The following is a 24,598-nucleotide window of genomic DNA, read 5'->3' as shown; positions in this document are numbered from 1 at the left end:
CCCTGTTGACGATCTGCTGCGCGTCGGTAGAGACATTGTGCGATGAGTGCCGGCTTCAGAATGCTCATGTACTCTATGTACACTCCGCTTCTTCAGCCGTTTTCGCCTTGTCTCGCCTTAGCTCGCGAGATCGTAAACACGTTCTAAGCGCTGACGGCCATTCGCACAAAACCGCCGGGAAACCGGCGGTTTTTTCATGGCTTGGCGGCAGGAACTGAAAAAAAAACGCAGCGCGGCGGGAATAAACCGCGCACGCCATCCGTATACCCCGTACTGGACGCCGAATGGTCGGCGGTTTCGCCAAGATGGAACGCCGCGGCGCGGAGCCTTGAGATTTGGGCCGGCAGCCGCCGTGTGTTCTACAACGGGAGGGATTTGCGATGAAAACATGGATGGCGGTGGCGTTGATGGCGCTGAGCGCGGGCGTGTTGGCCGGAGAGGCGGCGTCGATGCGCGACGGCGCGCTGGTGGACGCGCAGGGCATGACGCTGTATGTCTTTGACAAGGACGCGGCCGGCAGCGGCCGCAGCGTGTGCAATCAGGCGTGCGCGGCGCTGTGGCCGCCTTTGCTGGCGGCAGCCGACGACAGCGCGCCGGCGGACTTCAGCCGGATACGCCGCGACGACGGTCAGGCGCAGTGGGCGTATCAGGGCAAACCCTTGTACCGCTTCGCCAAGGACAGTAAGCCGGGCGAGCGCGCGGGCGATGGTTTCAAGGAGGTGTGGCATGTGGCGCGTTAACATGCGGGCCGCGCTGCTGTTGGCGGCGCTGTCGGCGCCCTTGGCCTGGGCGCAGGACCCGGCGGCTTTCGATCCGCAAATCCGCAACAACACCCTGGCGGTCAACCCGGCGGAAACCTTGGCGCTGGCCGGCAACAGCTCCCGCGGCACGCTGCTGGCCTATGACTTGCGCGCCGGCAAGCTGCTGCGCGAGCTGCCGGGCTTCGTTACGCCGCGCAATATCGTGTTTTCCCTGGATGGGGAGCGCTTCTACGTCTCGGACAGCAGCAAGGGCGTGGTGGAGCGCTGGCACGCGGGCAGTTGGACGCGGGAAGCCAGCCTGGCGATCGGGCCGGGGGCCTTCGGCACCGCGCTGAATCGCGACGGCAGCCGGCTGTATGTCAATAATCAGGCCGCCGGCAGCCTGACCGTGGTGAACTTGCCGCAATGGAGGGTGGAAAAAGTGCTGACGGGCTTTGCCCAGCCGCGCCAGGGCATCAAGGTGTCGCCGGACGACGGCACCGTGTTCGTCACCAACTTCCTGGGCGACAAAATCACCCTGGTGGACGCGGCCAAGCTGGAGGCTCGCGCCGAGGTGGGCGGCTTCGACAAGCTGCGCGCCATCTCCGTCAGCGGCGACGGCCGCAGTCTGTTCGCCGCCAATAGCGGCGCGGACACGCTGTCCTGGGTGGATGTGGCCAGCCGGGCCGTGATCAAGACGGTGAAAGTGGGGCAGGAGCCTTACGGCGCCGCCTTGCGGCCGGACGGGCGCTTCTTGTATTCCGGCAATCTCAAGAGCAACTCGCTCACCGTGGTGGCCTTGCCTGCGTTCAAGGCGGTGGGGGAAATCACGGGCTTCAGCGGGCCGCGCCAGGCCATCAGCTTCAGCCGCGACAGCGGCAAGGCCTGGGTGTTGAACGAAGACCTGGGTATCGCGGAGGTGGATTTGACGCGCAAGGCCATTGTCCGGGTGCTGGCCCCCGCCGCTGGATGAGCGAGGCCGCCCAGCAGCGCTTCCACCATTTATTGGTGGACTGCATTCCGCGTTTGCGGGGTTATGCCCGCGCCCTGGTGTTTGATCACGGCGCGGCGGACGATCTGGTGCAGGACACGCTGGAGCAAGCCTGGCGCAAATGGCGGCAATGGCGGGATGACCGCGATTTGCGCCCCTGGCTGTTCGGCATCATGCACCGGCTGCACATCGACGATTTCCGCCGTTACGGCGCCAGGCGGCAGCCGCTGGCGGAGGATATGGCCGAGCTGACGGTGGACGCGCCGCAGGAGCGTGGCCTGGCGCTGCGAGAGCTGGCGGCCAATTTGGCTCGGCTGCCCGAGGAGCAACGCGCCGTTCTGTTGTTGTTGGCGCTGGAGGACATGAGCTACCAGCAAATCGCCACGGCGCTGGATATTCCGCTGGGCACGGTGATGTCGCGGCTGAGCCGAGGGCGCGAACGCTTGCGCGGTTTGATGGGGACGGGCGCCGCGCCGGCCGCAGGAGGAGGGGCATGATGGAAACGGTCACGGAACAGGAATTGCAGGCTTATCTGGACGACGCCTTGCCGCTTGAGCGGCGCGCCGCGGTGGAGGCCTATTTGGAACACAACCCGGAGGCGCGGGAGCGGCTGCGGGCTTACCGTCGCTTGCAAGACGACATCGGCGCCTTGTTCGAACCGGCCTTGCGAGAGCCCGTCCCGCCGCGCCTGCTGGCCGCCGCGCTGCCGCCGCCGGCCCCGCTGCGGCGAGGGTGGAGCATGCCATGGTGGCAGGGCGCGGCCGCGTCGCTATTGATGTTGGCGCTGGGCGGCGGCGGCGGCTGGCTGCTGCGTGGTCAGCAGCAAGCACCGGCTGCGCAGTTGGTCGCCGCGGCGGACAGTCAGGAGCGCCTGCCCAGCTTGGCGGCGATGGCGCATGTGGTGTACAGCCCGGATGTGAAACGTCCGGTGGAAATCGATGCCGAGCATCAGGACCAGTTAGTGGCCTGGCTGTCCAAGCGCCTGCAAAACCGGGTGAAGCCGCCGCTGTTGAGCGCGCAAGGGTATGAGTTGATCGGCGGCCGGCTATTGCCGGGAGAGCAGGGGCCGGTGGCCCAGTTCATGTACCACAACGCCGCGGGGCAGCGCATGACCTTGTACGTAGCCACCACCGCCGAGCCGCGCCGCGACGTCGGCTTCCGCTTCGCCAGCCAGGGGCCTGTGAATGTGTTTTATTGGTGGGACGGCCGCTTCGCCTATGCCTTGTCGGCCGGCTTGGCGCGGGATGAACTGGGGCGGTTGGCGGAGGCGGCTCATCGTCAGTTGCGGCCCACCTAAGGGGCTGAGCGCAAAAAAACGCCGCCGGCTAGCCCGGCGGCGTTGTCGTTTGACGTCAGGCCTAAGCTCAGGCCGCGTCGTCCACCCAGCGGATGGCCTGGGTTGGCACAACCTTGTTTTCGGTCACGATCTGCAGGGCCAGGCCGCCGCAGGAGGTTTCACGGTACTTGGCGTCCATGTCCTTGCCGGTTTCGTACATGGCGGCAATTACCTTGTCCAGCGACACCTTGGGGCTGCTGACGCGGTGCATGGCCATGCGCGCGGCGTTGATGGCCTTGACCGCGGCGATGGCGTTGCGCTCGATGCAGGGGATCTGCACCTGGCCGCCCACTGGGTCGCAAGTCAGGCCCAGGTTGTGCTCCATGGCGATTTCCGCCGCCATGCACACCTGAGACGGGCTGCCGCCCATCAGCTCGGTCAGGCCGGCCGCGGCCATGGAACAAGCCACGCCCACCTCGCCCTGACAGCCCACCTCGGCGCCGGAGATCGATGCGTTGAGCTTGAACAGGCAGCCAATGGCGCCGGAAGACAGGAAGAAGCGCAGGCAGCTGTCTTCGTCCAGCGGTTGGATGAAGTGGTTGTAGTAGGCCAGCACCGCCGGCACGATGCCGCAGGCGCCATTGGTGGGCGCGGTGACCACGCGGCCGCCGGCCGCGTTTTCTTCCGACATTGCCATCGCGTACATATTGACCCAGTCCATGACGCTCATCGGGTCATTGGCCACTTGCAAGGAGCTGGTCAGCATGCGGTGCAGCGCCGGCGCGCGGCGCGGAATCCGCATCGGGCCGGGCAGATTGCCCTCGGTGCGCATGCCGCGGTCTATGCTGGTCTTCATCACATCCCACACCTTGGCGAAGTGCTGCTCGACATCCTTGGCTTCGTGGAAGGCTTTTTCGTTCTCCATCACCAGCGCGGAAATGGACAAGCCGGTTTCCTCGCACATATCCATCATCTGCTGCGCGCTGAGGAAGTGATACGGCACCGGGGTGTCGCTGCAAGAGCTTTGGTTGAAATGCTCCTCGTCCACGATGAAGCCGCCGCCGATCGAATAATACGTCTTGGTCAGCACGCATTCGTCGCCAACAAAGGCGTGGATCTGCATGCCGTTTTCGTGCATCGGCAGGTTGGCGGTGTGGAAGTCCATATCAAAGCCCACGCGCTGATGGGTGCGGCCCAGCGTCAGTTGGTGGGTCTTTTCCACATCGGCGATCAAGGCCGGGGTTTGTTCCGGGTCCACGGTGTCCGGCAGGTTGCCGGCCAGGCCCAGGATGATGGCGTGGTCGGTGCAGTGGCCCTTGCCGGTCAGGGCCAGCGAGCCGTAGCAATCAACGTGGACATGGGTGACTTGGTTGAAGCGGCCGGTTTCCTTGAGCGAGCCCAGGAACTGGTGGCCGGCTTTCATCGGGCCGACGGTGTGGGAACTGGAGGGGCCGACGCCGATTTTGTAGATATCAGTCATGCTGAACATGATTGGTTACCTCTTGGCTTGATGCTGAGGAACCCGGCCGGCCGTGACCGGCCGGGCTGTCAGAGGAGTGCGATCAGGCGAACAGATCGTAGAAGATGGCGGAGATGGCGATCAGACCGATCAGAACCACGAAGATGTTGCTGGCAGCGCCGGAGTATTTCTTCATGGACGGCACTTTGGCGATGGCGTACATCGGCATCAGGAACAGCAGCATCGCGATGACCGGGCCGCCCAGGGTTTCGATCATGCCCAGGATGCTGGGGTTGAACGTGGCCACGGCCCAGGTGGTGATGATCATGAACACGGCGGTGAAGCGGTCCAGCTTGGCGGTCTCGATGGACTTGCCGCTCTGGCGCAGCTGCTTGATCACCAGGCCGTTGAAGCCTTCTTTGGCGCCCAGGTAGTGACCCAGGAAGGACTTGCTGATAGCGACGATGGCGATCAGCGGAGCCACCCATTCAATCACCGGGTTGCGGAAGTGGTTGGCCAGGTAGGACAGGATGGAAATGTTCTGCGCTTTGGCGGCGGCCAGATCGGCCGGGGACAGACTGAATACACAGCTGAACACGAAGAACATCACGGACAGCACCATCATGACGTGAGCGCGGATCAGCACGCGGCCGGCGGCCGGTTCTGCGGCGTCGCCATGCAGCTTCTGCTGGTCAACGGAGAAGGAAGAAATGATGGGCGAGTGGTTGAAGGAGAACACCATTACCGGGATGGCCAGCCACAGCGTTTTGTAGAAGGCGCCATGGGACAGGGCGTCGCCCAGGCTGCCGGCTTGCTGGATGGCCGCGCCGTTCCATTCCGGAACCAGGTACAGGGCCAGCAGCATCAGGCAGGCGACAAACGGGTAAACCAGCACGCTCATGGCCTTGACGATCATCTTCTCGCCCAGGCGCACGATGGCCATCAGACCCAGAATCAGGATCAGCGACAGAATGGCGCGCGGCGGAGCGGATACGCCCAACTGGTTGACCATGAAGGACTGCACGGTGTTGGTGATGGCCACGCTGTACACCAACAAGATGGGGTAGATGGCGAAGAAGTACAGCAGGGTAATCAGCTTGCCGGCGCCCACGCCGAAGTGCTCTTCCACTACTTCAGTGATGTCCGCGCCCGGCTTGGAGCTGGACAGCACGAAACGGGTGAGGCCGCGGTGAGCGAAAAAGGTCAGCGGCAGGGCCAGCAGTGCCATGACGATCAACGGCCACAGGCCGCCGATGCCGGCGTTGATGGGCAGGAACAGGGTGCCGGCGCCAATGGCGGTGCCGTACAGGCCCAACATCCAGACGGTATCTTGCTTGGTCCAGGAGGACGAAGCGCCTGATTTGGGCAGGGGGGTGGAAACGGCTTGAGACATGATATTGGCCTTCATAAAAGACAAATGGGGTAATCGTTTTGGCGCGTCGCTCGGCGGCGCGTCGTTTTCATCTCTTGCTAGACTTTTGGTCAGTAGCTGGAACCGCTGATTAGTGATTGCCGGCTTTCATTGATGTGCATGGTATAGGCAGTTGTACTGCGGTGGTTACACATTTCAGAACATCAGTTGATTCTAATCAACTTTATTTTGAAGCAAAACGAACATCCGAACAAATACTATTTAGAACCCATGACTTACAAATAACATGATGATTTCGTTTTATTAGCATTAAATTGCGAAAAATTGTGTTTGATGCATGATTATTTCAAGAAAAATGGCTCGATTCAAAAGTGTGCCAATTTTCGATTTGTCTTGCTTTCGTGTTGCTTTGCTTTTCATGTCTGAATGGATTCGAGCGTAGAGGTGTCGAAAAATCGATGCCATAGCGGGTTGTTCGGGCTAGTTTCATCATTTTCGAACACTTCAATGGCATATTCGCTCTTGTGTACAGGTGGCCTTGCCGTTGTCTGTTCAGGCGGGTTTTTGGCTTGTGAGTTTGTATTTAAGCTGTTGACTATAAATGGATATTTTGTGATTTTTCTTGGGGAGGGAAGCTTGGGGAAGGGGGCTTGCAAGCAGCGGAACGGCCTGCGCTTCGTTAGGGAAACCACTATATCAGCATAGCGGGCGGCGCTCCGGGAAGTATGAAAATATGAAATTTAAGGCATAAAATATGTTCGAAAACGAACAAAAATATTTTAAAACGAACAATATTTGGTTGTTTTCTAACATGTTCATGGCTTTCAAACGTTTGTTTTTTGTGCAAAGTTATGATTTTTAAGGGTTTTGTATGTGTTGCTTATCGCGCAAACTTGGCGGGAGATGGCGTCTTACTGGAAACAAAGGTGGCGCAGCTGGATCTTGAGTAGTCAAAAAGCATGTAGTGGATGAGCAGTGAGAAAGTTGTGAATCCGAGCGCGCGACGGAAAGACCTAGGTTTGATGGTTATCAAACAAGAATGAAGCATTCCGAACATAAAATTTTCGTGAACCAACAATCCGTGCACCCGTTCGCGTGGGAACCAACCACCCAGGCAGCCAACAAACGCATTGCAGCAACTGGGCTTGAGCCGGCCTCTCCGCCGGGCATCCTTAGAGACGGCATAGTCAGTTGATAGGCTTCCTAATAAGGTTGACCCGCACGCAGGCGGCTCTGCCCAAGCTCGCGAAATGAAAAATATGAACCACGCCTCCACACTCGCCTATGTCGCGGCCGAAGCCGCCTCCAAACAGACCGTGCTGCGACAGCACCCTGGGCGCTACCTGTTAAGCGCCGGCATGGCCGGCGCGCTGATCGCCGTAGTGCTCAGCGTCAGCCTCAAGCTGGGCCAGGTCTTCTTCGCCGTCGGCTCCCCCGGCTACTACATCGCCGTGGCCGGCTTCTTTGGTGTGGCTCTGGTTAGCATCATCGTCTGCAAACTGGAGCTGTTCACCAGCAACGTCATGTACTTCAGCGTGGGCGTGCTCAGCGGCGATTGCCACGTGTGCAACCTGCTGCGCAGCTGGGCCATGGTCTACCTGGGCAATCTGCTGGGCGTGTTGCTGTTCACCGCGGTGTTCGCCGGAGCGGGCGGCATGGGCAACCTGCCGGCCGACCACCTGCTGTTCAACGTGGCCGCGCACAAAGTGCACGCCGGCGGTTGGGAAATTTTCTGGAAGGGCGCGCTGTGCAACTGGGTGATCTGTCTGGCGGTGTGGGTGCCGCTGCGCATGGCCGGGGACGCCGCCAAGATGCTGATGATCCTGCTGCTGGTCTTCGTGTTCTTCTTCTCCGGCTTTGAGCACAGCATCGCCAATATGGCCTTCTTCTCGCTGGCTCTGCTGCACGGCATGCAAGGCCTGGACGCCGCCGCCATCCTGCACAATATGATTCCGGCCACCTTGGGCAATATCGCTGGCGGCGCGCTGGGCGTGGGCCTGGTGGTTTACCTGTTGGAGCGCCACACCCTGCCGGTGCGGCGCGAAGCCGCAAAACCGGCCGCGACGGTGCTCGGAAGTCGTGTTTGATGTTCGTTTTCGAATGTAACGCGCCGATTACAATGGCGACGTGTTTTCTGTGGTTTTCATGGTATTGAAAATAAAGAATTTTTTCTGGTTTTTTACGGGTGCTGCGTTTGTGGGGCCGACTGCGTTTTAGTCTGCGGCAGTTGATCTTTATCAAACGATTTTTTTCGAAACCGAATGTACAATATGTTCAGTACTCAACATTTACTGATAGTTACTAGGAGGCACACATGGATGCTCTGAATCGTGACGCGACTCAAGCCAACCCCTGGCGCGATTTCACCGGTGGTGAATGGCAAAGCAAGGTGGATGTCCGCAACTTCATCCAGCTGAACTACAAGCCGTATGAAGGCGACGCCAGCTTCCTGGCGCCCGCTACCGCGCGTACCCAAAAGCTGTGGGACACCCTGAGCGAGTTGCTGAAAGAAGAACGCGCCCGTGGCGTGCTGGATGTATCCGCGGACCGCGGCAGCTCCATCACCGCGCATGACGCCGGCTACATCGACCAAGCCAGCGAAGTCATCGTCGGCCTGCAAACCGATGCTCCGCTCAAGCGCGCCATCATGCCCAATGGCGGCCTGCGCATGGTTGAGAACGGCCTGGAAGCCTTTGGCTTCAAGCTGGACCCGGTCATCAAGGATGTGTGGACCCACTATCGCAAGAGCCACAATCAGGGCGTGTTCGACACCTACACCCCGGACATCATGGCCGCGCGTAAATCCGGCGTGATCACCGGCCTGCCCGACGCCTACGGCCGCGGCCGCATCATTGGCGACTACCGCCGCGTGGCCCTGTACGGCACCGACTTCCTGCGCGCCGAACGCCAAAAAGTATTCCATGATCTGGACGACGCCGTTTTCAACGAAGACGTGCTGCGCCTGCGCGAAGAACTGTCCGAACAATTCCGCGCGCTGGACGAACTGAAGCAGATGGCCGCCAAGTACGGCTTCGACATCAGCCGCCCGGCCGTCAACGCCCGCGAAGCGGTGCAGTGGACTTACTTCGCTTACCTGGCCGCCGTGAAAGAACAAAACGGCGCCGCCATGTCCTTCGGCCGCGTTGCCACTTTCCTGGACGTCTACATCGAGCGCGATCTGGCCTCCGGCGCGCTGACTGAAGAACAAGCCCAGGAAATGATCGACGACCTGGTGATCAAGCTGCGCATCGTGCGCTTCCTGCGCACCCCGGAATACGATCAACTGTTCTCCGGCGACCCGACCTGGGTAACCGAATCCATCGGCGGCATGGGCGAAGACGGCCGCACCCTGGTGAGCAAGAACAGCTTCCGCTTCCTCAACACCCTGTACAACCTGGGCCCGGCGCCGGAACCCAACCTGACCGTGTTGTGGTCCACCCAGCTGCCGCGCGGCTTCAAGGACTTCTGCGCCAAAGTGTCCATCGACACCAGCTCCATCCAGTACGAAAACGACGACCTGATGCGTCCGCACTGGGGCGACGACTACGGCATCGCCTGCTGCGTGTCCGCGATGCGCATCGGCAAGCAAATGCAGTTCTTCGGCGCCCGCGCCAACCTGGCCAAAGCCATGCTCTACGCCATCAACGGCGGCGTGGATGAAAAATCCGGCGTGCAAGTGGCCAAGGGCTTCGAGCCGATCAAGAGCGACGTGCTGACCTACGAAGAACTGATGCCCAAGTTCGACCTGCTGATGGACTGGCTGGCCGCCACTTACGTCAAGGCGCTGAACTGCATCCACTACATGCACGACAAATACGCCTACGAACGCATCGAAATGGCGCTGCACGACCGCGACATCCTGCGCACCATGGCTTGCGGCATCGCCGGCCTGTCCGTGGCCGCCGACTCCCTGTCCGCCATCAAGTACGCCAAAGTGCACATCATCCGCAACGAAGCGGGCCTGGCGGTGGACTACAAGATTGAAGGCGACTACCCGGCTTACGGCAACAACGACGACCGCGCCGACAGCATCGCGGTATGGCTGACCGAAACCTTCATGGAGAAGATCAAGGCCCAGCCGCACTTCTACCGCAACGCCATGCCGACTCAATCCGTGCTCACCATCACCTCCAACGTGGTGTACGGCAAGAAAACCGGCAACACCCCGTGCGGCCGCCGCGCCGGCGAACCGTTCGCCCCGGGCGCCAACCCGATGAACGGCCGCGACGTGAAAGGCTTTGTCGCCGCGGGCGCATCGGTAGCCAAGCTGCCGTATGAAGCCGCGCTGGACGGCATCAGCTGGACCGCCTCCGCCACCCCGGACGCGCTGGGCCATAGCGAAGAAGAACGCGTAGCCAACCTGGCCAACTGCCTGGACGGCTTCTCCGACGCCGGCGGTTTCCACGTCAACGTCAACGTGTTCAAGCGCGAAACCCTGATGGACGCGATGGAACACCCGGAGCTGTACCCGCAACTGACCATCCGCGTGTCCGGCTATGCGGTGAACTTCGTCAAGCTGACGCGCGAGCAACAGCTGGACGTGATCAACCGCACCTTCCACGGCAGCATGTAAGCGCAACGCCGCTGGCCACCGCGACGGCCAGCCGGCACAACGCCAAGCCTCCCTTTGGGGAGGCTTTTTTTATGCGCGGCTGTTTTGCAGCAATGTCGCTATCAAATTGTGTAGTGTTACAAAATGTAATGATTTGTTTGTCATTTATTGGTGGGCCCCAGCAAAGTACGAGCTGACTGGAGGAGGGAGGCCTATGAGCAAGAGAACTATCTTCCTGTGGCACGAAGACAACGCCGAAGAACCCCCGCATTTCTACGTCGCCATCTTCCCCTACCTGGGTCTCAATGGCAGCTCGCCTTTAGGTATAGCGAAGCTTTCTGCTTTCTAGTGACCACCGAGGGTCAGGCCGAAACCGACTATCTGTGGTATCTCAGTCCGTGGCGTGGGTTGTTCAGGTCTTCCCTCCGTGCTTACTCCAGAACAAGTTCCCTCATCTATTGACAAGCCACTTGTTTGTTGAGCTTATATTTATATTTTAAATAAAAAATGAGAATGATTTAATTTTATTAATTGAACTGTCGCATATTTTGACCCGTCTTTGTAATCATAAAGCATAAATGGAAAGTGGGGCTAATTGGGTTTTGCTCTTTTGTGGCTACCTCTCTGGGTCAATGGTCAAGAAATTTAGGGTGCCACACAAAATGATTTGAGTATTTTATGAGGGAATATTGAATTTAATACTCTACCTTTCACGAAAATGAGTATTCAATATATAAAGGTAAACACTATATGAATAAGTCTTTAGCCGTGATATTGAGCGTATCTCCCATGCCTTTAATGGCTAGTGAAGACATAGATGTAAAGCTCAAAGCTATGCTCGTATGTCAAGACTGGGCGGCCGATCATTATGTAAGCCACCTTGTGAATAATGCTGTTATTAAAGGAGGAGGCATCGACGCAACCATAAAGACTACAGATGAAATAATAACCGTAGATAGCAATACGTTAAGAAATAGTTTACCTTATGATGTGGAGCTTCCAGTGAAAGGCTTTAGCTATTCTCATTCGGAAGAAAAAAGCACAACCAACAGCTCGGGTTGGACATTTAGTTATAATTTAAATGCAAATGCCAGTTTCAATGTATTGTTTGCGTCAGGTGGGATAACACATAGTCTTGGCTTGCAATATGACATGTCTACTGACAAAACCAAAACAATTAGTGTTAACAAAACCTGGGACTTGCCTTCTTTCTTTGTCAATGTTCCTGCTAATAGAACATATCGTGTTGATTATTATTTCAAAAAAGTGTCTGTTTCTGGTTACAGTAAACTTGATGCTGAATTGTATGGAATTGAAACACGTTGGGGTCAAAGGCCCCAGCCTACTCAAACTTATAAACAATCATTTTACAGGGCTCTAGAAAGAAAGACTCAAGATTGCCAAAAGGGTTTTGTAAAAATTGACGATGAAAAGCATGGGTTAGGCATATATTATACGGGCAGGGCACCATTTAGTGCGGCGCAAGGAATGGATTTTTTTGTTGAGATTCGCGATGTTACTAACTTGGCTAGAAATGCAAGTGGTGTGCTAATTGAGCGTCGTTCCGCAGCTAATCCCGGTGCAAGTAATTCGAAGCGACATGTGGAAATAATCTCGCCAGCTTCACCTTTCTAAAGCAAGTTAAAATTGGCAGAAATTTAATTTAAAATAAAGCCAAAACTGCTAGGTGTAATCCAAAAATAATGCCTTAGGATTTAAAATTAAGGAGCATTAATAATGCGAGTACTTCATGCGTTTACTTTTCTTTCCGTATTTCTTCTTGTGGTATCCTGTTTTGCCAGCGCATCACCGGGTAATATGACTAAAGTTGGTGAAAGTACATTATCTACCAAGCAAACAGCTAGGGATAATTACAGTCCTTCATCAAACACGGCTTCTGTAGAAGGCTATATACAGCCAAGGAAGCCTGGAGAGTGCTTCTCTGCTAAAAACTGTACTGGCAGGCGCATTGGGGTGCACCAACATGCGCATAATTGCAAAAATGCTGGAGGAAAGTCTTGGAGAAGCGGCGTAACTGGTCAATGTAGCAACCTATAGGGCAAGCCTGGGAAGCCCGTTTTGGCAGCCGCTGAACTTAAACGTTGCTGAACGTCCGCATTTTCCAATGGGGTAATTTCTGCTTTGAGTCGTAAGCGGTATAAGCCCATCAGGCATCATCCTCAAAACCCGACACCCCAAGCCAAACCCCGGCCAAAGCCGGGGTTCCTTCTTCCTTACTTCTTCTCTATCCGTCGCCCCGAGCGGTTTTCCAGATTCTTGCGTTTGACCTGCGCCTGTTGCTGGCGGTGCAGTTCGTCAACGTGCTCGAACACATCCACCTTGCGCGTGGCCAGCATGAGCATGGCTTCCAGATAGTTGAAGAAACCCCTCGGTAGCCGGGCTGTTCTGGCTTGCGGAAGTCGATGTCACCGGTGATGTGTGCCAGCAGGCTTTGGCCGAGGTAGCCGGGGTTGTCCTTTAGCCATTGAACGAAATGCGCACCGCATTCGCGGCCAAAGGCGCAGCCGGCGGCGTCGTTCGGGTTTGCTGCGGCGGGCGGGCTGATTTGATTTGCAATTTGAATGTCATTATTCAGCCACGCTGCGGTATAATCCTTTGCCCATTCGTCTCTTGGTCTTTACCTCAAGATAGGGCACTCCTCATGACCTCAGTTTCTCTCCCTCCGGAAGCGGTGGGCAGCGCTTTCTCTCTGGACAAAATGATCGCCGCTCGCGACAAAACCATGGCGGCGGTGCGGCGCATCGCCGCGCAGATCCGCCCCGGCATGACCGAACAGCAGGCCAAGGATTTGGCCAAGGCTGAGCTGGACAGCATGGGCATGGACCGCATCTGGCACGGCATCATTGTCCGCTTTGGCCGCAGCACGCTGAAAATCTTCAAGCAGCAGATCGATCCGGACAATGTGCTGCTGGACGACGATATCTTCTTCATCGACTTGGGCATCGTTTGGGACGGCCACGAGGGCGATGCCGGCGATACCTTCGTTATTGGCGATAATGCGCGCAAGCAGGCCTGTGCCGAGGCGGCGCGCCAGCTGTGGCAGGAGGTGGCGGACAAGTGGCGGCGCGAGCGCCTGGCCGGCCCGGCCTTGTACCAGTACGCGGCGGAGCGTGCGGAGCAGATGGGCTGGCGGCTGAACCTGGACATCAAGGGCCACCGGGTGTCGGACTTTCCGCACTCCATTTATAAGGCTGGCAGCCTGGGCGATTTCGCCCAATGCCCGGACACGGGTTTGTGGATTCTGGAAATCCAGATTGCCGATCCGTCCGGCGAGTTTGGCGCGTTCTATGAAGACTTGTTGGTGATCGAGTCCTGATCCACGACGGGCGGCGGCGAGCCGACCACCCTGGCTTCCGCGCTGCGGATTCAACACCCAAACGCCCCCGCCAATCGTCATTCCTCCCGCTGCGCTCCCGGATAACGCATTTCTTCCTCCGCTATGCCGCCGCCCCACAGCGAATTGGGGGCGGCCATTTCATTGGCGCCTCTCCATGGCGGTTGTCCGGCGGGCATGGCATGTCTTTGGTATGACGGCTGCCGATAATGATATTTGCAAAAACGGGCCGTGGTTTGATCCAGCTCAGTTGCGGTCCGGCGCCTGCTGGGCTGGGTTTATGCTGATAGGGTGTTATGACGATGTTCGCGAACGAGCGGAAATATTGCAGTGCAAGGTAAAACTAACGACTGTTTTAACTGGAACTCCACGTAAATCAAGGGTTTGCCGGGGAGGGTGAGCGGGGCGATGTGGCGTGCGCACATCACAATGTACGCTTTTGACCTGTATCAAACACATATTTTCGTTTTAGAATATAAAATGTGTTCGTAAAATAACATTTGTGTTCGGCTCTGGCGTTTGGGGATAGCCCCCGTTCGGAACCGCGCACTATGCTTTAAAAGGCGGCCTGTTAAGGGCCGGCCTCTGTCGGCCATAGGAGCACAAACGCATGCCAGATACCCAAACCGCCGTGGACACGGTCCCGCAAGAACACGCCATGTCTCCCGAATCCGTGGTGGGTTACCTGCATTCCACGGAGAGCGGGGCCGGGGTGGACGGGCCTGGCATGCGCTTTGTCTTCTTCACCTCTGGCTGCCAGTTCCGCTGCCTATACTGCCATAACCCGGATACTTGGAAGCTGCACAACGGCCGCCAGGTCACGGTGGAGCAGGCGATGGAGGAGCTGGAACCGTATGCGCGCTTTTTGAAGTTCGCCGGCGGCGTGACGGTGTCCGGCGGCGAGCCGCTGATGCAAGACGGTTTCGTGGGCGAGCTGTTCCGCGAGGCCAAGCGCCGCTTCGGCCTGCACACGGCCTTGGATACTCAGGGCTTTTTGCACGAGCGGGTGAGCGACGAGTGGTTCGACGCGGTGGATCTGGTGATGCTGGACATCAAGCATTCGGACCCGGAGCGCTATCACGCGCTGACCGGCCAGCCCTTGCAGCCGACGCTGGACTTTGCCCGTCGCCTGCAACGGCTGGGCAAGAAAATGTGGGTGCGTTACGTGCTGGTGCCGGGTGTGACCGACGGCGACGAGGACATCAGCAGGCTGGCGGATTTCGTTGCCGGCCTGGGCAGTGTGGTGGAGCGGGTTGAGGTGTTGCCCTTCCATCAGTTGGGCATGGACAAATGGCAGAAGCTGGGCATGGAATACCAGTTGGCGGATACGCCGATTCCCACGCCGGAGCAGGTCAAACGTGCCCGCGAGTTGTTTTCCTGTAAAGGTTTGAAGGTGACTTGAGCGCCTTCCGGCCTGTGGTTTTTGGCTGGCAGCGTCGCCCGGAGCGGCGCTGCTTGTTTATCGAATTATTTATCATGAATCGCTGATATATTATGACGACATCTTCTGAAATTCTGGTGATCAACTGTGGCAGTTCCTCGCTGAAGTTCGCGCTGCTGCCCAAGGGCTCCAGCGAGCCGCTGCTGTCCGGCCTGGCCGAGTGCCTGGGCCTGGCGGATTCGCGCATCATTTTCAAAACCGCGGAAGGCAAGAAGACGGAGTCGCTGAACGGCGGCAGCCACGCCGAGGCGATGGAAGCGCTGACCCGTTTCATGGGCGAGCATGAGTGGCTGGACAGCGTGGTTGCCATTGGCCACCGCATCGTTCACGGCGGCGAGCGCTTCCAGGCGTCCGCGCTGATCACCGACGAAGTGCTGGCCGGCATCGAAGAATGCTGCGCGCTGGCGCCGCTGCACAATCCGGGCCATCTGGTGGGCATCCGCGCCGCGCAGAAAGCCTTCCCCAAGCTGCCGCAGGTTGTGGTGTTCGACACCGCCTTCCATCAGACCATGCCCAAGCCGGCCTATATGTACGCCGTGCCGCAGCGTTTCTACAAAGAATACGGCGTGCGCCGCTACGGCATGCACGGCACCAGCCACCGCTTCATCGCCGGCGAAACCGTGGCCGAGCTGAAGCTGGATCCGGCTAATCATGGCATCCTGATCGCCCACCTGGGCAACGGCGCTTCCGCTTCCGCGGTGAAGAACGGCAAGTGCATGGACACCACCATGGGCATGACCCCGCTGGAAGGCCTGATCATGGGCACCCGTTCCGGCGATATCGATCCGGCCGCGGTGACGTTCATCGCCCGCAAGGAAGGCCTGGATCTGGACGGCATCGACAATCTGCTGAACAAGCAGAGCGGCCTGCTGGGCATTTCCGGCGTGTCCAGCGACTGCCGCGCTCTGGAAGAAGCGGCGGCGGAAGGCAATGTGGACGCGCAACTGGCGCTGGACATGTTCGCCCACCGTCTGGCTCGCCTGCTGGGCGGCCTGGCCACCTCGCTGGACCGCATCGACGCCCTGGTGTTCACCGGCGGCATCGGCGAAAACTCCAGCCTGCTGCGCGAAAAAACCCTGAACCACATGAAGGTGCTGGGCTTCGCCGTGGATGCGGCCGCCAACGAACGCGCCGTGCGCGGCAACACCGGCGTGATCAGCCAGCCGGGCACTACCACCGCGCTGGTGATGGCCACCAACGAAGAGTGGATGATCGCCAAGGATACCGCCGACCTGGCCGGTATCTGATAGGGTCTCGCGGCGCAAGCCGCGTCTGTATCGCGCGGCCGGCGCTCCGTCGGCCGCCGCCTGATTCTGAACGCCGGGCCGCCTTGCGGCGGAGCGCGCGTCGAAAGTAAAACTCATGACATCGCAACAACCGAAACGAGTGTTTTTCCTGGCTTCCTATGGTTCGGACGCCGGGCTGACCTCCATGACCCTGGGCCTGGTGCACGCGCTGGAGCGCGACGGCATCAAGGTGGGCTTCGTCAAGCCCATCGCGCAGCCCGCCAGCGTGGGCGCCGAGCTGTCCAGCCACTTTGCCCGCCAGCTGTGCAATATCGACGCGCCGGCGTCCATCCCCTTCGCCCGCGCTCAAGCCATGCTGCGCGAAGGCGAGCTGGCCACCTTGATGGAGGACGTGGTGCGCCTGGCGGAACAGGCGCGCGACAATCACGATGTGCTGATCGTTGAAGGCCTGGTGCCGGACAGCGACGCGCAAACCGCCATTCGCCTGAACGCGGAAATGGCCGGCAGCCTGTCCGCCGAACTGCTGCTGGTGCTGTCCGGCGCCGGCCGCGGCGCGCGCGACATCGCCGAATGCGTGCAACTGGTGCAGCGTCAGTTTGGCGCAGACGGCAACGGCAAACTGGCCGGCCTGCTGCTGAACCGCGGCGCGGAGTGCGGCAATCTGGCCGGCCTGCGCGCCGAGCTGGCGGAGCTGGGCTGCGCCACGCCGCTGCTGGGTTGCGTGCCGTACGACGCCAAACTGGACGCGCCGCGCGTGCTGGACGTGGTCAGCGCGCTGGGCTTGAAGATTGAACACGCCGGCCAGATCGAGCAAGCGCGCATGCGCGAAACCGTGGTGGCGGCCCGCACCGTGGAGAAAATGGCCGAACGCCTGCTGCCGGGCACCCTGGTGGTGACGCCGGGCGACCGCAGCGACGTGGTGTTGGCCACCTCGCTGGCCATGCTGCGCGGCGTGCCGCTGGCCGGCCTGCTGCTGACCTGCGGCGAACCGGTTTCCGGCAGCATCCTGCCGCTGATCCAGTCCGCGCGCCAAGCCGGCCTGACCATTCTGTCCACCGAGCGCGACACCTATGAGACCAGCACCATGCTGGCCAATCTGGACCGCCACGTGGCGATGGAAGACGCCGAGCGCATGCAGGCGATGATCGACTTCGTGGCCGAGCGCATCGACACCGCGGTGCTGGTGCAGAAGATCGGCGAGCCGCGCGAAGTGCGCCTGCCGCCGCCGGCCTTCCGTCATCGTCTGATCGAGAGCGCGCGCCGCTCGCAAAAGCGCATCGTGCTGCCGGAAGGCGACGAGCCGCGCACCATCCAGGCCGCCGCCATCTGCCACGAGAAGGGCATCGCCCGCTGCGTGCTGATTGGCGAACCGGAGCGCATCCGCCAGGTGGCGGAAGCCCAGGGCGTGACGCTGCCGGCCGACATTGAAATCCTGGCCCCGAAAGAGGCCGCCGGCCGCTACGTGGCGCCGATGATGGAAATGCGCAAGAGCAAGGGTCTGACCGCGCAGCAGGCGGAGGAGCAACTGGAAGACAGCGTGGTGATCGGCACCATGATGCTGGCCCTGAACGAGGTGGACGGCCTGGTATCCGGCGCGGTGCACACCACCGCCAACACCATCCGTCCGGCGTTGCAACTGATCAAGACCGCGCCGGGCGCCAGCATCGTGTCCAGCATCTTCTTCATGTTGATGCCGGATCAGGTGCTGGTTTACGGCGATTGCGCGGTGAACCCGGACCCGAACGCGGAACAGCTGGCGGACATCGCCATCCAGTCCGCCGATTCCGCTCGCGCCTTCGGCCTGAGCCCGCGCGTGGCGATGATCTCTTACTCCACCGGCACTTCCGGCAGCGGTTCGGACGTGGAGAAAGTGCGCGAAGCCACCCGCATCGCCAAGGAAAAGCGCCCGGATCTGATGATTGACGGCCCGATGCAGTACGACGCCGCCAGCGTGGAGTCCGTAGGCCGCCAAAAGGCGCCGGACAGCGAAGTGGCCGGCCGCGCCAACGTCTTCGTGTTCCCGGATCTCAACACCGGCAACACCACTTACAAGGCGGTGCAGCGCTCCGCCGGCGTGGTGTCGGTGGGCCCGATGCTGCAAGGCCTGCGCAAGCCGGTCAACGATCTGTCGCGCGGCGCGCTGGTGGACGACATCGTCTACACCATCGCCCTGACGGCGATCCAGGCGGAGGCGCAGTAAGAGCCTGTTTACGCGCTAAGTCAACACGCGCTAAGCGGCTCCAGCCCCGCGTGATCCGAGCGTAATCCAAAAACAGCCCCCGGCGTTTTGCGTCGGGGGCTGTTTTGTTTAAAGCTTATCGAGAGTGCGCGGGCTTTGTCCGGCGTTGCCGTTTTTTGGCGGTAGATCAATGCAGATGGGATTGTGTTATAATCAAAGGGAGGTTGAACTTCCGATAAACATTTAATTAGAAAGGGAACCTGCTTATGCTGAGCCTGTTTTTGATTACTGTTTTTCTGATTATCAGTCTGATCCATTGCTACTGGGCCCTGGGCGGAACTGTAGGAATGGGCGCGGCCGTGCCCGAGGTGGACGGCAAGCCCTTGTTCCAGCCTTCCCGCGGCGGCACTTTCGCGGTGGCCGGCGTACTGGCCTTGTCGGCGCTGGCGGTTGCGCTGCATGGTCATCTGACCCGCTTCTGGCAAATGGAGACCGTGCGTTGGGGTTTGCTGGCGCTGGCGGCCGCATTGCTGTTGCGCGGCATCGGCGAATTCCGCTACGTCGGTTTGTTCAAGAGCGTTCGCGATAGCCGCTTTGCCCGCAACGATACTCGTTTCTATTCCCCCTTGTGCCTGCTGCTGGGCGCGTCCTTGCTGTTCCTGGCCTGGTAAGCAGTGAAAAGCGGGCGGCGCAAGCCGCCCGCTATCCGTGGTTCTCATCAGCGCTTGCTGTTTTTATAAAGCAGCTGCGCCTTCCAATCCTGCCGCTGCGGCTGGCGCGTGATGCTGACACGGAAGCGTTCTCGCGGGCCGATATTGGGCTGCCATAAATATAGTTGTCCATCGTGGGCGCCGCCGTTCCAGGCGGTCAGATAGTAGTCGTTCTGCCTTGCCCAGTCCTTGAAGCTGACAATATCGCCGTCTCGCAGGCAGCCGTCCGGCCGATCCTGGATCTGCAAGCGCAGCTCCGAGGAGGCATTGAGCGGGCCTTGCTTGGTGTAATAGGCGTATTGATTGGCGTCCAGGCCGCCCCACCAGGTCCAGAACCAGCCGGGGCGGTCCGCCCGCTCCACCCGCAGGTAGTCGCCGGAGCGCAGGCAGCCGTTGTCGCGCATGGCGAAGTTGTTGGACAGGTTGAAGCGCGCTGCGGGGCCATTGCCGGGGCTGGTCTTCAGCCAGCCGTCGTTGGCGGCGGCGCTTTGCAGCCATTGGCCGTTGCCCAGGTTTTGCAAGCCCACCTGGCGGTAGCTGCCTGCCTGGTCGGTATAGGATTGCGTGGGGGTGGCGGCGTCCGCCCATGCAAAGGCTTGCACCGGGTAGTGGTCGCTGTAGTCGGTATAGGCGTAGGTGTGCTTGCCGACGGATTGCACCGTCCACTGCGGCGACGGCGCGTCCAGCGCCAGATTGTGCCAGGCCACCGGCTGGCGGTGGGCTTTCAGCGTCAGTATGTAGTCCAGGTATTCCGGCGCGTCGCCGCCGCGCGCGCCATAGCGTTCCAGCGCCAAGCCGTTGCGGGCAGTGTCGAAGCTGTCTGCGACGCCGGCGTAGCGGGGTTCATTGGCCTGCAGGATGTCCAGCATCGCGCGGTATTCCGCCGGCTTGCGGCGGTCCACGTTCATGTCGCCGGCTATCCACACCATTTCGTCCTTGGGCAGCCGCCGCGCGCGCAGCCAATCGGCGATTTCGCGCAGCTGGGCCTGGCGCACGGCGGCGTGGTCTTTGCAGCCGCTGTCCTCCGATTGAAGATGAGTGCCCAGTACGTGATAGTACTGGCCGCTCACTTGCAGCTTGGCGTAGGCGAAGCCCTTGAGCGCGTATTGATCCCAGCTGCAGCCGGCGTTGCGGAACAAATACTGCCGCTTTTCCACGATGGGCCAGCGGCTGACGATGGCGACGCCGCCGTCTTCCGGCCTGGCTCCGTCCCAGCCCTCGGTGCCGTCCCAGCCGTTTTGGCTGCGGCCTATCACCGGGGTTTGGTGCGGGAATCGCGCTTTCAGGCCTTGCAGCAGCGCCTCGGAACTGCTGTTGTCCTGAAGCTCCTGAAACACCGCCACGTCCTGCTGCCGCAGGATGGGCGCGGCGGCGATCAGGCGTGCGCGTTGTTCCTGGCCGTAGTTGGGATAGAGCGACTGCGGCAGCAACATGGCGTTCCAGGTGGTCAGCTTGAGATCGTCGGGGTAGGCGGCGAGCGCGGGAGCGGCCAGCAGCGCGGCGCAAAGTGCCAGACAAGCGTTCATCATGTCTCCAAGGGGTGGGGGAGCGCAAAGCTTGAATGGCCTGGTTTACGGAATTGCTATGTCATTTAAATTTGATCTGGCGTAGAATCTCCACCGCGCCGACACTTCGGCGCCCGTCCGTTTGCGCGGATGCGAGTCTTCCCCTTTCCCGATAGGAGCGCGCCGGAATGAAGCTGTAATGCCCGTCAATCGTTTGCCCAGCCTGGGCCGTTTGCCGCATTGCCGTTTCTTTCGCTGTCATGCTTCGTCTTCGCTCCCCCATGGGGGCCGTCCATTTCCTTATGGATGCGGCTTTGGCTGGGTGTTTCCAATGCTCTGAATAGAACAGGATTCCCCATGTTGGAACACGCTTCCCTCGATATTTTTTCGCATAATCAGGCCGCCTGGGATCGCCAGGCCGAGCAGGCCGGCCCGTGGTCGCAACCAGTGGACGCCGCCGCCATCGCCGCCGCGCGCGCCGGCGATCATCAGGCGCGGCTGACGCCGGGACCGCTGCCAGCCGGCTGGCTGGATCAGGTGGCCGGCTGGCGTATTCTGTGCCTGGCCAGCGGCGGCGGTCAGCAGGGCCCGCTATTGTCGGCGGCAGGGGCGGTGGTCACAGTGTTCGACGCCTCCGAGCAGCAACTGGAGCGCGATCGGTTGGTGGCGCGGCGCGAAGGGCTGACGCTGACGATGGAGCAGGGCGATATGCGCGATTTGTCGCGCTTCGCCGACGCCGGCTTCGACTGTGTGTTCCACCCGATTTCCAATCTCTATGTGCCGGACGTGCGTCCGGTGTGGCGCGAGTGCTTCAGGGTGTTGCGCCCGGGCGGGCGCTTGCTCAGTAGTTTTTTCAATCCGGCGGCCTTTATCGGCGACCGCGACCCGGCGTATGCGCGTCAGGGTCTGATTCGGCCGCGCTACCCAGCGCCGTATTCCGATCTGCGCGATCTGGAGCCGGCGGCGTTGGCCGCCAAACGGGCCGGCGGCGAGGCGCTGGTGTTCGGCCATAGTCTGGCCGAGCAGATAGGTGGCCAGTTGGAGTCCGGCTTTTTGTTGGCGGGTTTCCACGAGGAGATGCAGCCGACGCCGCGCTTCGTCATCGACGGCTATCTGCCGGCCTTCATCGCTACTTGGGCGAGCAAGCCGGAGGCCGCGGGCGGCGTGTCGTCATAGCGGCCGCGCCGGCCGGCTTACCCGGCGGGGTGCAGCCTGCTGTTCAGATAGCGTTCGCCGCGGCGGCGCAGCGGCGGCGGCGCCAGTTTCAGCCATTGGTTGAAATGCAGGCCCAGCAAGGTGTTGTTGCCGGCTTCTTCCTGTAGCGCGATGGCCAGGCTGTCGTAGACCGGGTCGTCGTCGTGGAGGTCGTCGGCGCTGGCTTGGGAGAAGCTGTCGGCGTTCGCGTTCCAGCGGCAGTCCGCGCCCAGGCGCAGTCCATAGCCGCGCGGCAGGCCGGAGGCGAGCAGGCGCGCGTATTGACGCTCGAAGCCATCGGGATCGAACAGATAGCTGTCGCTGTGCAGCCAGCGGCCGTCCAGCCGCGCTTGCACCAGGCCGTGGAACAGGTGTTCCGGCAGGCACAGGTAGACCGGGGCGGGCACGGCGTGGCGGAGGATGCGTTTGTCCAGCCGCACGAAGCGCAGCCGCGCCGGGATGCCGGCAGTGGTCAGCAGCGCGCGCAGCAGGTCGCCCTGGGCGTTGCAATGGCCGCGCCCCAAGGCCAGCGTGCGCTCCGGCGTGACGGTTTCAAACTGGCTGGTGAAGCCGAAGCGCACATGGCCGCGCACGAAGTCGTGCAAGGCGCGGCAGTAGTCGTGGTCGTTGTCTGGGGAGGCGTCGAGTTGCACCTGGCGCAGGGTTTCGCTCAGGCTCAGCCCGGCGCGAGGCACTGGGCGGACGGGGTCTGGCTGGTGGCTTGGGTGCATGGAATGCTCTATCGGCCTAGGTTAGCCATATTGAATATTCTGGGGCGGGGATTGTCAATGCACAGTTTGATGACGTCGGGGCGGAAAAGCCGCCAGCCTGGAAGAGAGGCCGGCGGCGAGCGTTCTGCGCCTAAGAGTCTGTTCATCATCTGCTGCGCTTCGTGAGGCGTGACACGGTGAGTGCCGCTTCGAAATGCTCATGTACCACTTGACCATTCCGCTTTCTCAGCGGTTTTCGCCTTGTCTCGCCCTTGCTCGCGAGACTTTAGAACAGGCTCTAAGAAACGCGCTAAGCGCCGATCAAACGTGCAGCAGCAGGAAGCGACGCTCCCACGGGCTGATCACGTCAAAGTACTCCCGGTACTCGGCTTCCTTGATGGCGCTGTAAGTGCGGATGAAGTGTTCGCCGAACAGATTGGTCAGCGGTTCGCACTTGAGCAGCATGTCGATGGCGTCGTCCAGGTGGCGCGGAAGTTGGTGAGGCTGCTCGTAGGCGCTGCCGGTCAGCGGTTCGGACGGCATCAAGCCCTGTTTCATGCCCAGGTAACCGCAAGCCAGACTGGCGGCGATGGCCAGATAGGGGTTGACGTCGACGCCGGCCAGACGGTTTTCCACCCGCCGCGCCTGAGGGTCCGAGTGCGGCACGCGCAGACCGCAGGTGCGGTTGTCGTAGCCCCAGGACAGGTTGATCGGCGCCGAGGTGTAGCGGCTCAGCCGGCGGTAGGAGTTCACATAGGGCGCGAAGAAGGGCATGGCCGGCGGCAGATAGTTTTGCAGACCGCCGATGAAATGGAAGAATTTCTGCGAGGGCTGGCCGTCCTTCAGGCTGAAGATGTTTTTGCCGCTGTCCTTGTCCACCACGCTCTGGTGCAGGTGCATGGCGCTGCCGGGCTGGCCCTGCATCGGCTTGGCCATGAAGGTGGCGTACATATTGTTGCGGATCGCCACTTCGCGCACGGTGCGTTTGAACAGGAAGACCTGGTCCGCCAGCGCCAGCGGGTCGCCGTGGTCCAGATTGATTTCCATCTGGGCGGTGCCCATTTCGTGGATCAGGGTGTCCAGTGCCAGCCCCTGAGCCTCGCACCAGTCGTACATCACGTCGAAGATGCCGTCGTATTCGTTGACAGCGTCGATGGAGAAGCTCTGCATGCCCGCTTCGGTGCGTTTGGTGCGGCCTACCGGCGGGCGCAGCGGGATGTCTTCGTCCGGTTGGATTTCCACCAGGTAGAACTCCATTTCCGGCGCCACCACGGCTTTGAGGCCTTCGTCTTCGTACAGTTTGAGGATGCGCTTGAGCACGTTGCGCGGCGCCAGGTCCACCGGGCGGCCGTCGAAAAAGGCGCAATCGTGGATGATCTGGGCGGTGGGCTCCAGGTTCCACGGCACTGGGCGCAGGGTGCTGGCGTCCGGGATCAGCCGCATGTCGGGGTCGGCGATGGAGGTGAAGTCCTGGTCCGGGTAATCCCCGGTCACGGTCATGGAGAGCACGGCTTCCGGCAGGCGCAGGCCTTCGGCCGGATTGTATTTATGGCGCGGCACGATTTTGCCGCGGGCGAGCCCGGTCATGTCCGGGATCAGGCATTCCACTTCGGTGATGCGATTGTCGTCCAACCATTTGTTGATTTGTTCTGCGTTATTCATAAACCCTCTGTTGTCATGTGTGCGCGCCCGAGCTGCTGTCGCGCTGGGCGTTGTGCCGCAAGGTATGCGGCCGCTGCGCTTGTACTAAAAATAATCTACGGTCCAGTGTGCGGCCGCCGGGGCTGCGCGGGCAGGCGGGACGGGGCTGGAATCGGGCCCATTGATGGATCGGCAATCCGGGTGCTCCTCTCTGATTTGATAAAAC

At 60.5% G+C, this 24,598-nt stretch carries 20 protein-coding genes; 13 read left to right on the top strand and 7 right to left on the bottom strand.

All coding sequences use genetic code 11. The features are described from left to right. Positions 1-380 precede the first annotated feature (380 nt). The 4 genes from ACUXV1_RS20495 to ACUXV1_RS20480 are packed head-to-tail and all read left to right on the top strand — an operon-like array spanning position 381 to position 3,028. Entirely contained in the window at positions 381-740 is a 360-nt protein-coding gene (locus ACUXV1_RS20495; protein ID WP_446016361.1) for a COG4315 family predicted lipoprotein, read from the top strand. Next, positions 727-1,713: a YncE family protein gene (locus ACUXV1_RS20490; protein ID WP_446016360.1), complete on the top strand. Its 987-nt coding sequence runs from the start codon at positions 727-729 to the stop codon at positions 1,711-1,713. Before ACUXV1_RS20495 ends, ACUXV1_RS20490 begins: the two co-directional genes overlap by 14 nt. Beyond that, positions 1,710-2,228: an RNA polymerase sigma factor gene (locus tag ACUXV1_RS20485; protein ID WP_446016359.1), complete on the top strand. Its 519-nt coding sequence runs from the start codon at positions 1,710-1,712 to the stop codon at positions 2,226-2,228. Before ACUXV1_RS20490 ends, ACUXV1_RS20485 begins: the two co-directional genes overlap by 4 nt. After that, a complete protein-coding gene (locus ACUXV1_RS20480) occupies positions 2,225-3,028 on the top strand; it encodes an anti-sigma factor family protein (RefSeq protein WP_446016358.1) in 804 nt (267 codons plus the stop codon). The genes ACUXV1_RS20485 and ACUXV1_RS20480 overlap by 4 nt, the downstream gene beginning before the upstream one ends. Before the next feature lie 67 nt (positions 3,029-3,095). On the opposite strand, the gene ACUXV1_RS20475 is transcribed toward ACUXV1_RS20480, so the two are convergent. Next, positions 3,096-4,496, bottom strand: a complete 1,401-nt coding sequence (locus ACUXV1_RS20475; RefSeq protein WP_019102854.1) for an L-serine ammonia-lyase — start codon at positions 4,494-4,496, stop codon at positions 3,096-3,098. 73 nt (positions 4,497-4,569) lie between these two features. After that, positions 4,570-5,859 (bottom strand): HAAAP family serine/threonine permease, encoded by a 1,290-nt coding sequence (locus ACUXV1_RS20470; RefSeq protein ID WP_043639058.1) that lies wholly within the window; start codon positions 5,857-5,859, stop codon positions 4,570-4,572. Positions 5,860-7,088: 1,229 nt separating this feature from the next. Here ACUXV1_RS20470 and ACUXV1_RS20465 point away from each other — a divergent pair. The 3 genes from ACUXV1_RS20465 (at position 7,089) to ACUXV1_RS20455 (ending at position 12,025) form a co-directional block, all read left to right on the top strand. Continuing rightward, positions 7,089-7,925 carry a formate/nitrite transporter family protein gene (locus ACUXV1_RS20465; protein WP_446020092.1) on the top strand — a complete coding sequence of 279 codons (837 nt, stop codon included), beginning with the start codon at positions 7,089-7,091 and terminating at the stop codon, positions 7,923-7,925. Positions 7,926-8,152: 227 nt separating this feature from the next. Then, a complete protein-coding gene (pflB, locus tag ACUXV1_RS20460; RefSeq protein WP_194426057.1) occupies positions 8,153-10,411 on the top strand; it encodes a formate C-acetyltransferase in 2,259 nt (752 codons plus the stop codon). Positions 10,412-11,140: 729 nt separating this feature from the next. Then, entirely contained in the window at positions 11,141-12,025 is an 885-nt protein-coding gene (locus tag ACUXV1_RS20455) for an ETX/MTX2 family pore-forming toxin (RefSeq protein WP_081862688.1), read from the top strand. 599 nt (positions 12,026-12,624) lie between these two features. Here ACUXV1_RS20455 and ACUXV1_RS20450 read toward each other — a convergent pair. Continuing rightward, positions 12,625-12,747: a hypothetical protein gene (locus ACUXV1_RS20450; protein WP_446016355.1), complete on the bottom strand. Its 123-nt coding sequence runs from the start codon at positions 12,745-12,747 to the stop codon at positions 12,625-12,627. Positions 12,748-13,052: 305 nt separating this feature from the next. Between ACUXV1_RS20450 and ACUXV1_RS20445 the strand changes: the two genes are divergently transcribed. From ACUXV1_RS20445 to pta, 4 genes are all read left to right on the top strand, one after another. Continuing rightward, complete coding sequence (locus ACUXV1_RS20445; RefSeq protein WP_446016354.1) at positions 13,053-13,727, top strand: M24 family metallopeptidase; 675 nt, start codon at positions 13,053-13,055, stop codon at positions 13,725-13,727. 628 nt (positions 13,728-14,355) lie between these two features. Further along, positions 14,356-15,147, top strand: coding sequence for a pyruvate formate-lyase-activating protein (pflA, locus tag ACUXV1_RS20440; protein WP_446016353.1), 792 nt, complete (start codon positions 14,356-14,358; stop codon positions 15,145-15,147). Positions 15,148-15,239: 92 nt separating this feature from the next. Then, positions 15,240-16,433 (top strand): acetate/propionate family kinase, encoded by a 1,194-nt coding sequence (locus ACUXV1_RS20435; RefSeq protein ID WP_043638994.1) that lies wholly within the window; start codon positions 15,240-15,242, stop codon positions 16,431-16,433. A 115-nt stretch (positions 16,434-16,548) separates the two neighbouring features. Next, positions 16,549-18,633, top strand: coding sequence for a phosphate acetyltransferase (pta, locus tag ACUXV1_RS20430; protein ID WP_043638991.1), 2,085 nt, complete (start codon positions 16,549-16,551; stop codon positions 18,631-18,633). Positions 18,634-18,653: 20 nt separating this feature from the next. On the opposite strand, the gene ACUXV1_RS20425 is transcribed toward pta, so the two are convergent. Beyond that, positions 18,654-18,929, bottom strand: a complete 276-nt coding sequence (locus ACUXV1_RS20425) for a hypothetical protein (RefSeq protein WP_219909669.1) — start codon at positions 18,927-18,929, stop codon at positions 18,654-18,656. A gap of 30 nt (positions 18,930-18,959) precedes the next feature. On the opposite strand from ACUXV1_RS20425, the gene ACUXV1_RS20420 reads away from it, so the two are divergent. Beyond that, a complete protein-coding gene (locus tag ACUXV1_RS20420; protein ID WP_258186870.1) occupies positions 18,960-19,283 on the top strand; it encodes a DUF3995 domain-containing protein in 324 nt (107 codons plus the stop codon). 47 nt (positions 19,284-19,330) lie between these two features. On the opposite strand, the gene sph is transcribed toward ACUXV1_RS20420, so the two are convergent. Beyond that, positions 19,331-20,848 carry a sphingomyelin phosphodiesterase gene (gene sph / locus ACUXV1_RS20415; RefSeq protein WP_446016352.1) on the bottom strand — a complete coding sequence of 506 codons (1,518 nt, stop codon included), beginning with the start codon at positions 20,846-20,848 and terminating at the stop codon, positions 19,331-19,333. 336 nt (positions 20,849-21,184) lie between these two features. On the opposite strand from sph, the gene ACUXV1_RS20410 reads away from it, so the two are divergent. Next, a complete protein-coding gene (locus ACUXV1_RS20410) occupies positions 21,185-22,003 on the top strand; it encodes a class I SAM-dependent methyltransferase (protein ID WP_107732409.1) in 819 nt (272 codons plus the stop codon). A gap of 17 nt (positions 22,004-22,020) precedes the next feature. On the opposite strand, the gene ACUXV1_RS20405 is transcribed toward ACUXV1_RS20410, so the two are convergent. Further along, complete coding sequence (locus tag ACUXV1_RS20405) at positions 22,021-22,752, bottom strand: transglutaminase domain-containing protein (protein ID WP_446016351.1); 732 nt, start codon at positions 22,750-22,752, stop codon at positions 22,021-22,023. 300 nt (positions 22,753-23,052) lie between these two features. Further along, complete coding sequence (locus tag ACUXV1_RS20400; RefSeq protein ID WP_019103796.1) at positions 23,053-24,393, bottom strand: glutamine synthetase family protein; 1,341 nt, start codon at positions 24,391-24,393, stop codon at positions 23,053-23,055. Between the last annotated feature and the right edge of the window lie 205 nt (positions 24,394-24,598).

This window comes from Chromobacterium sp. W521 (assembly GCF_052805975.1).
Note: the sequence above shows the minus strand (reverse complement) of the source record. Positions and strands in the feature narration are given on the sequence as shown.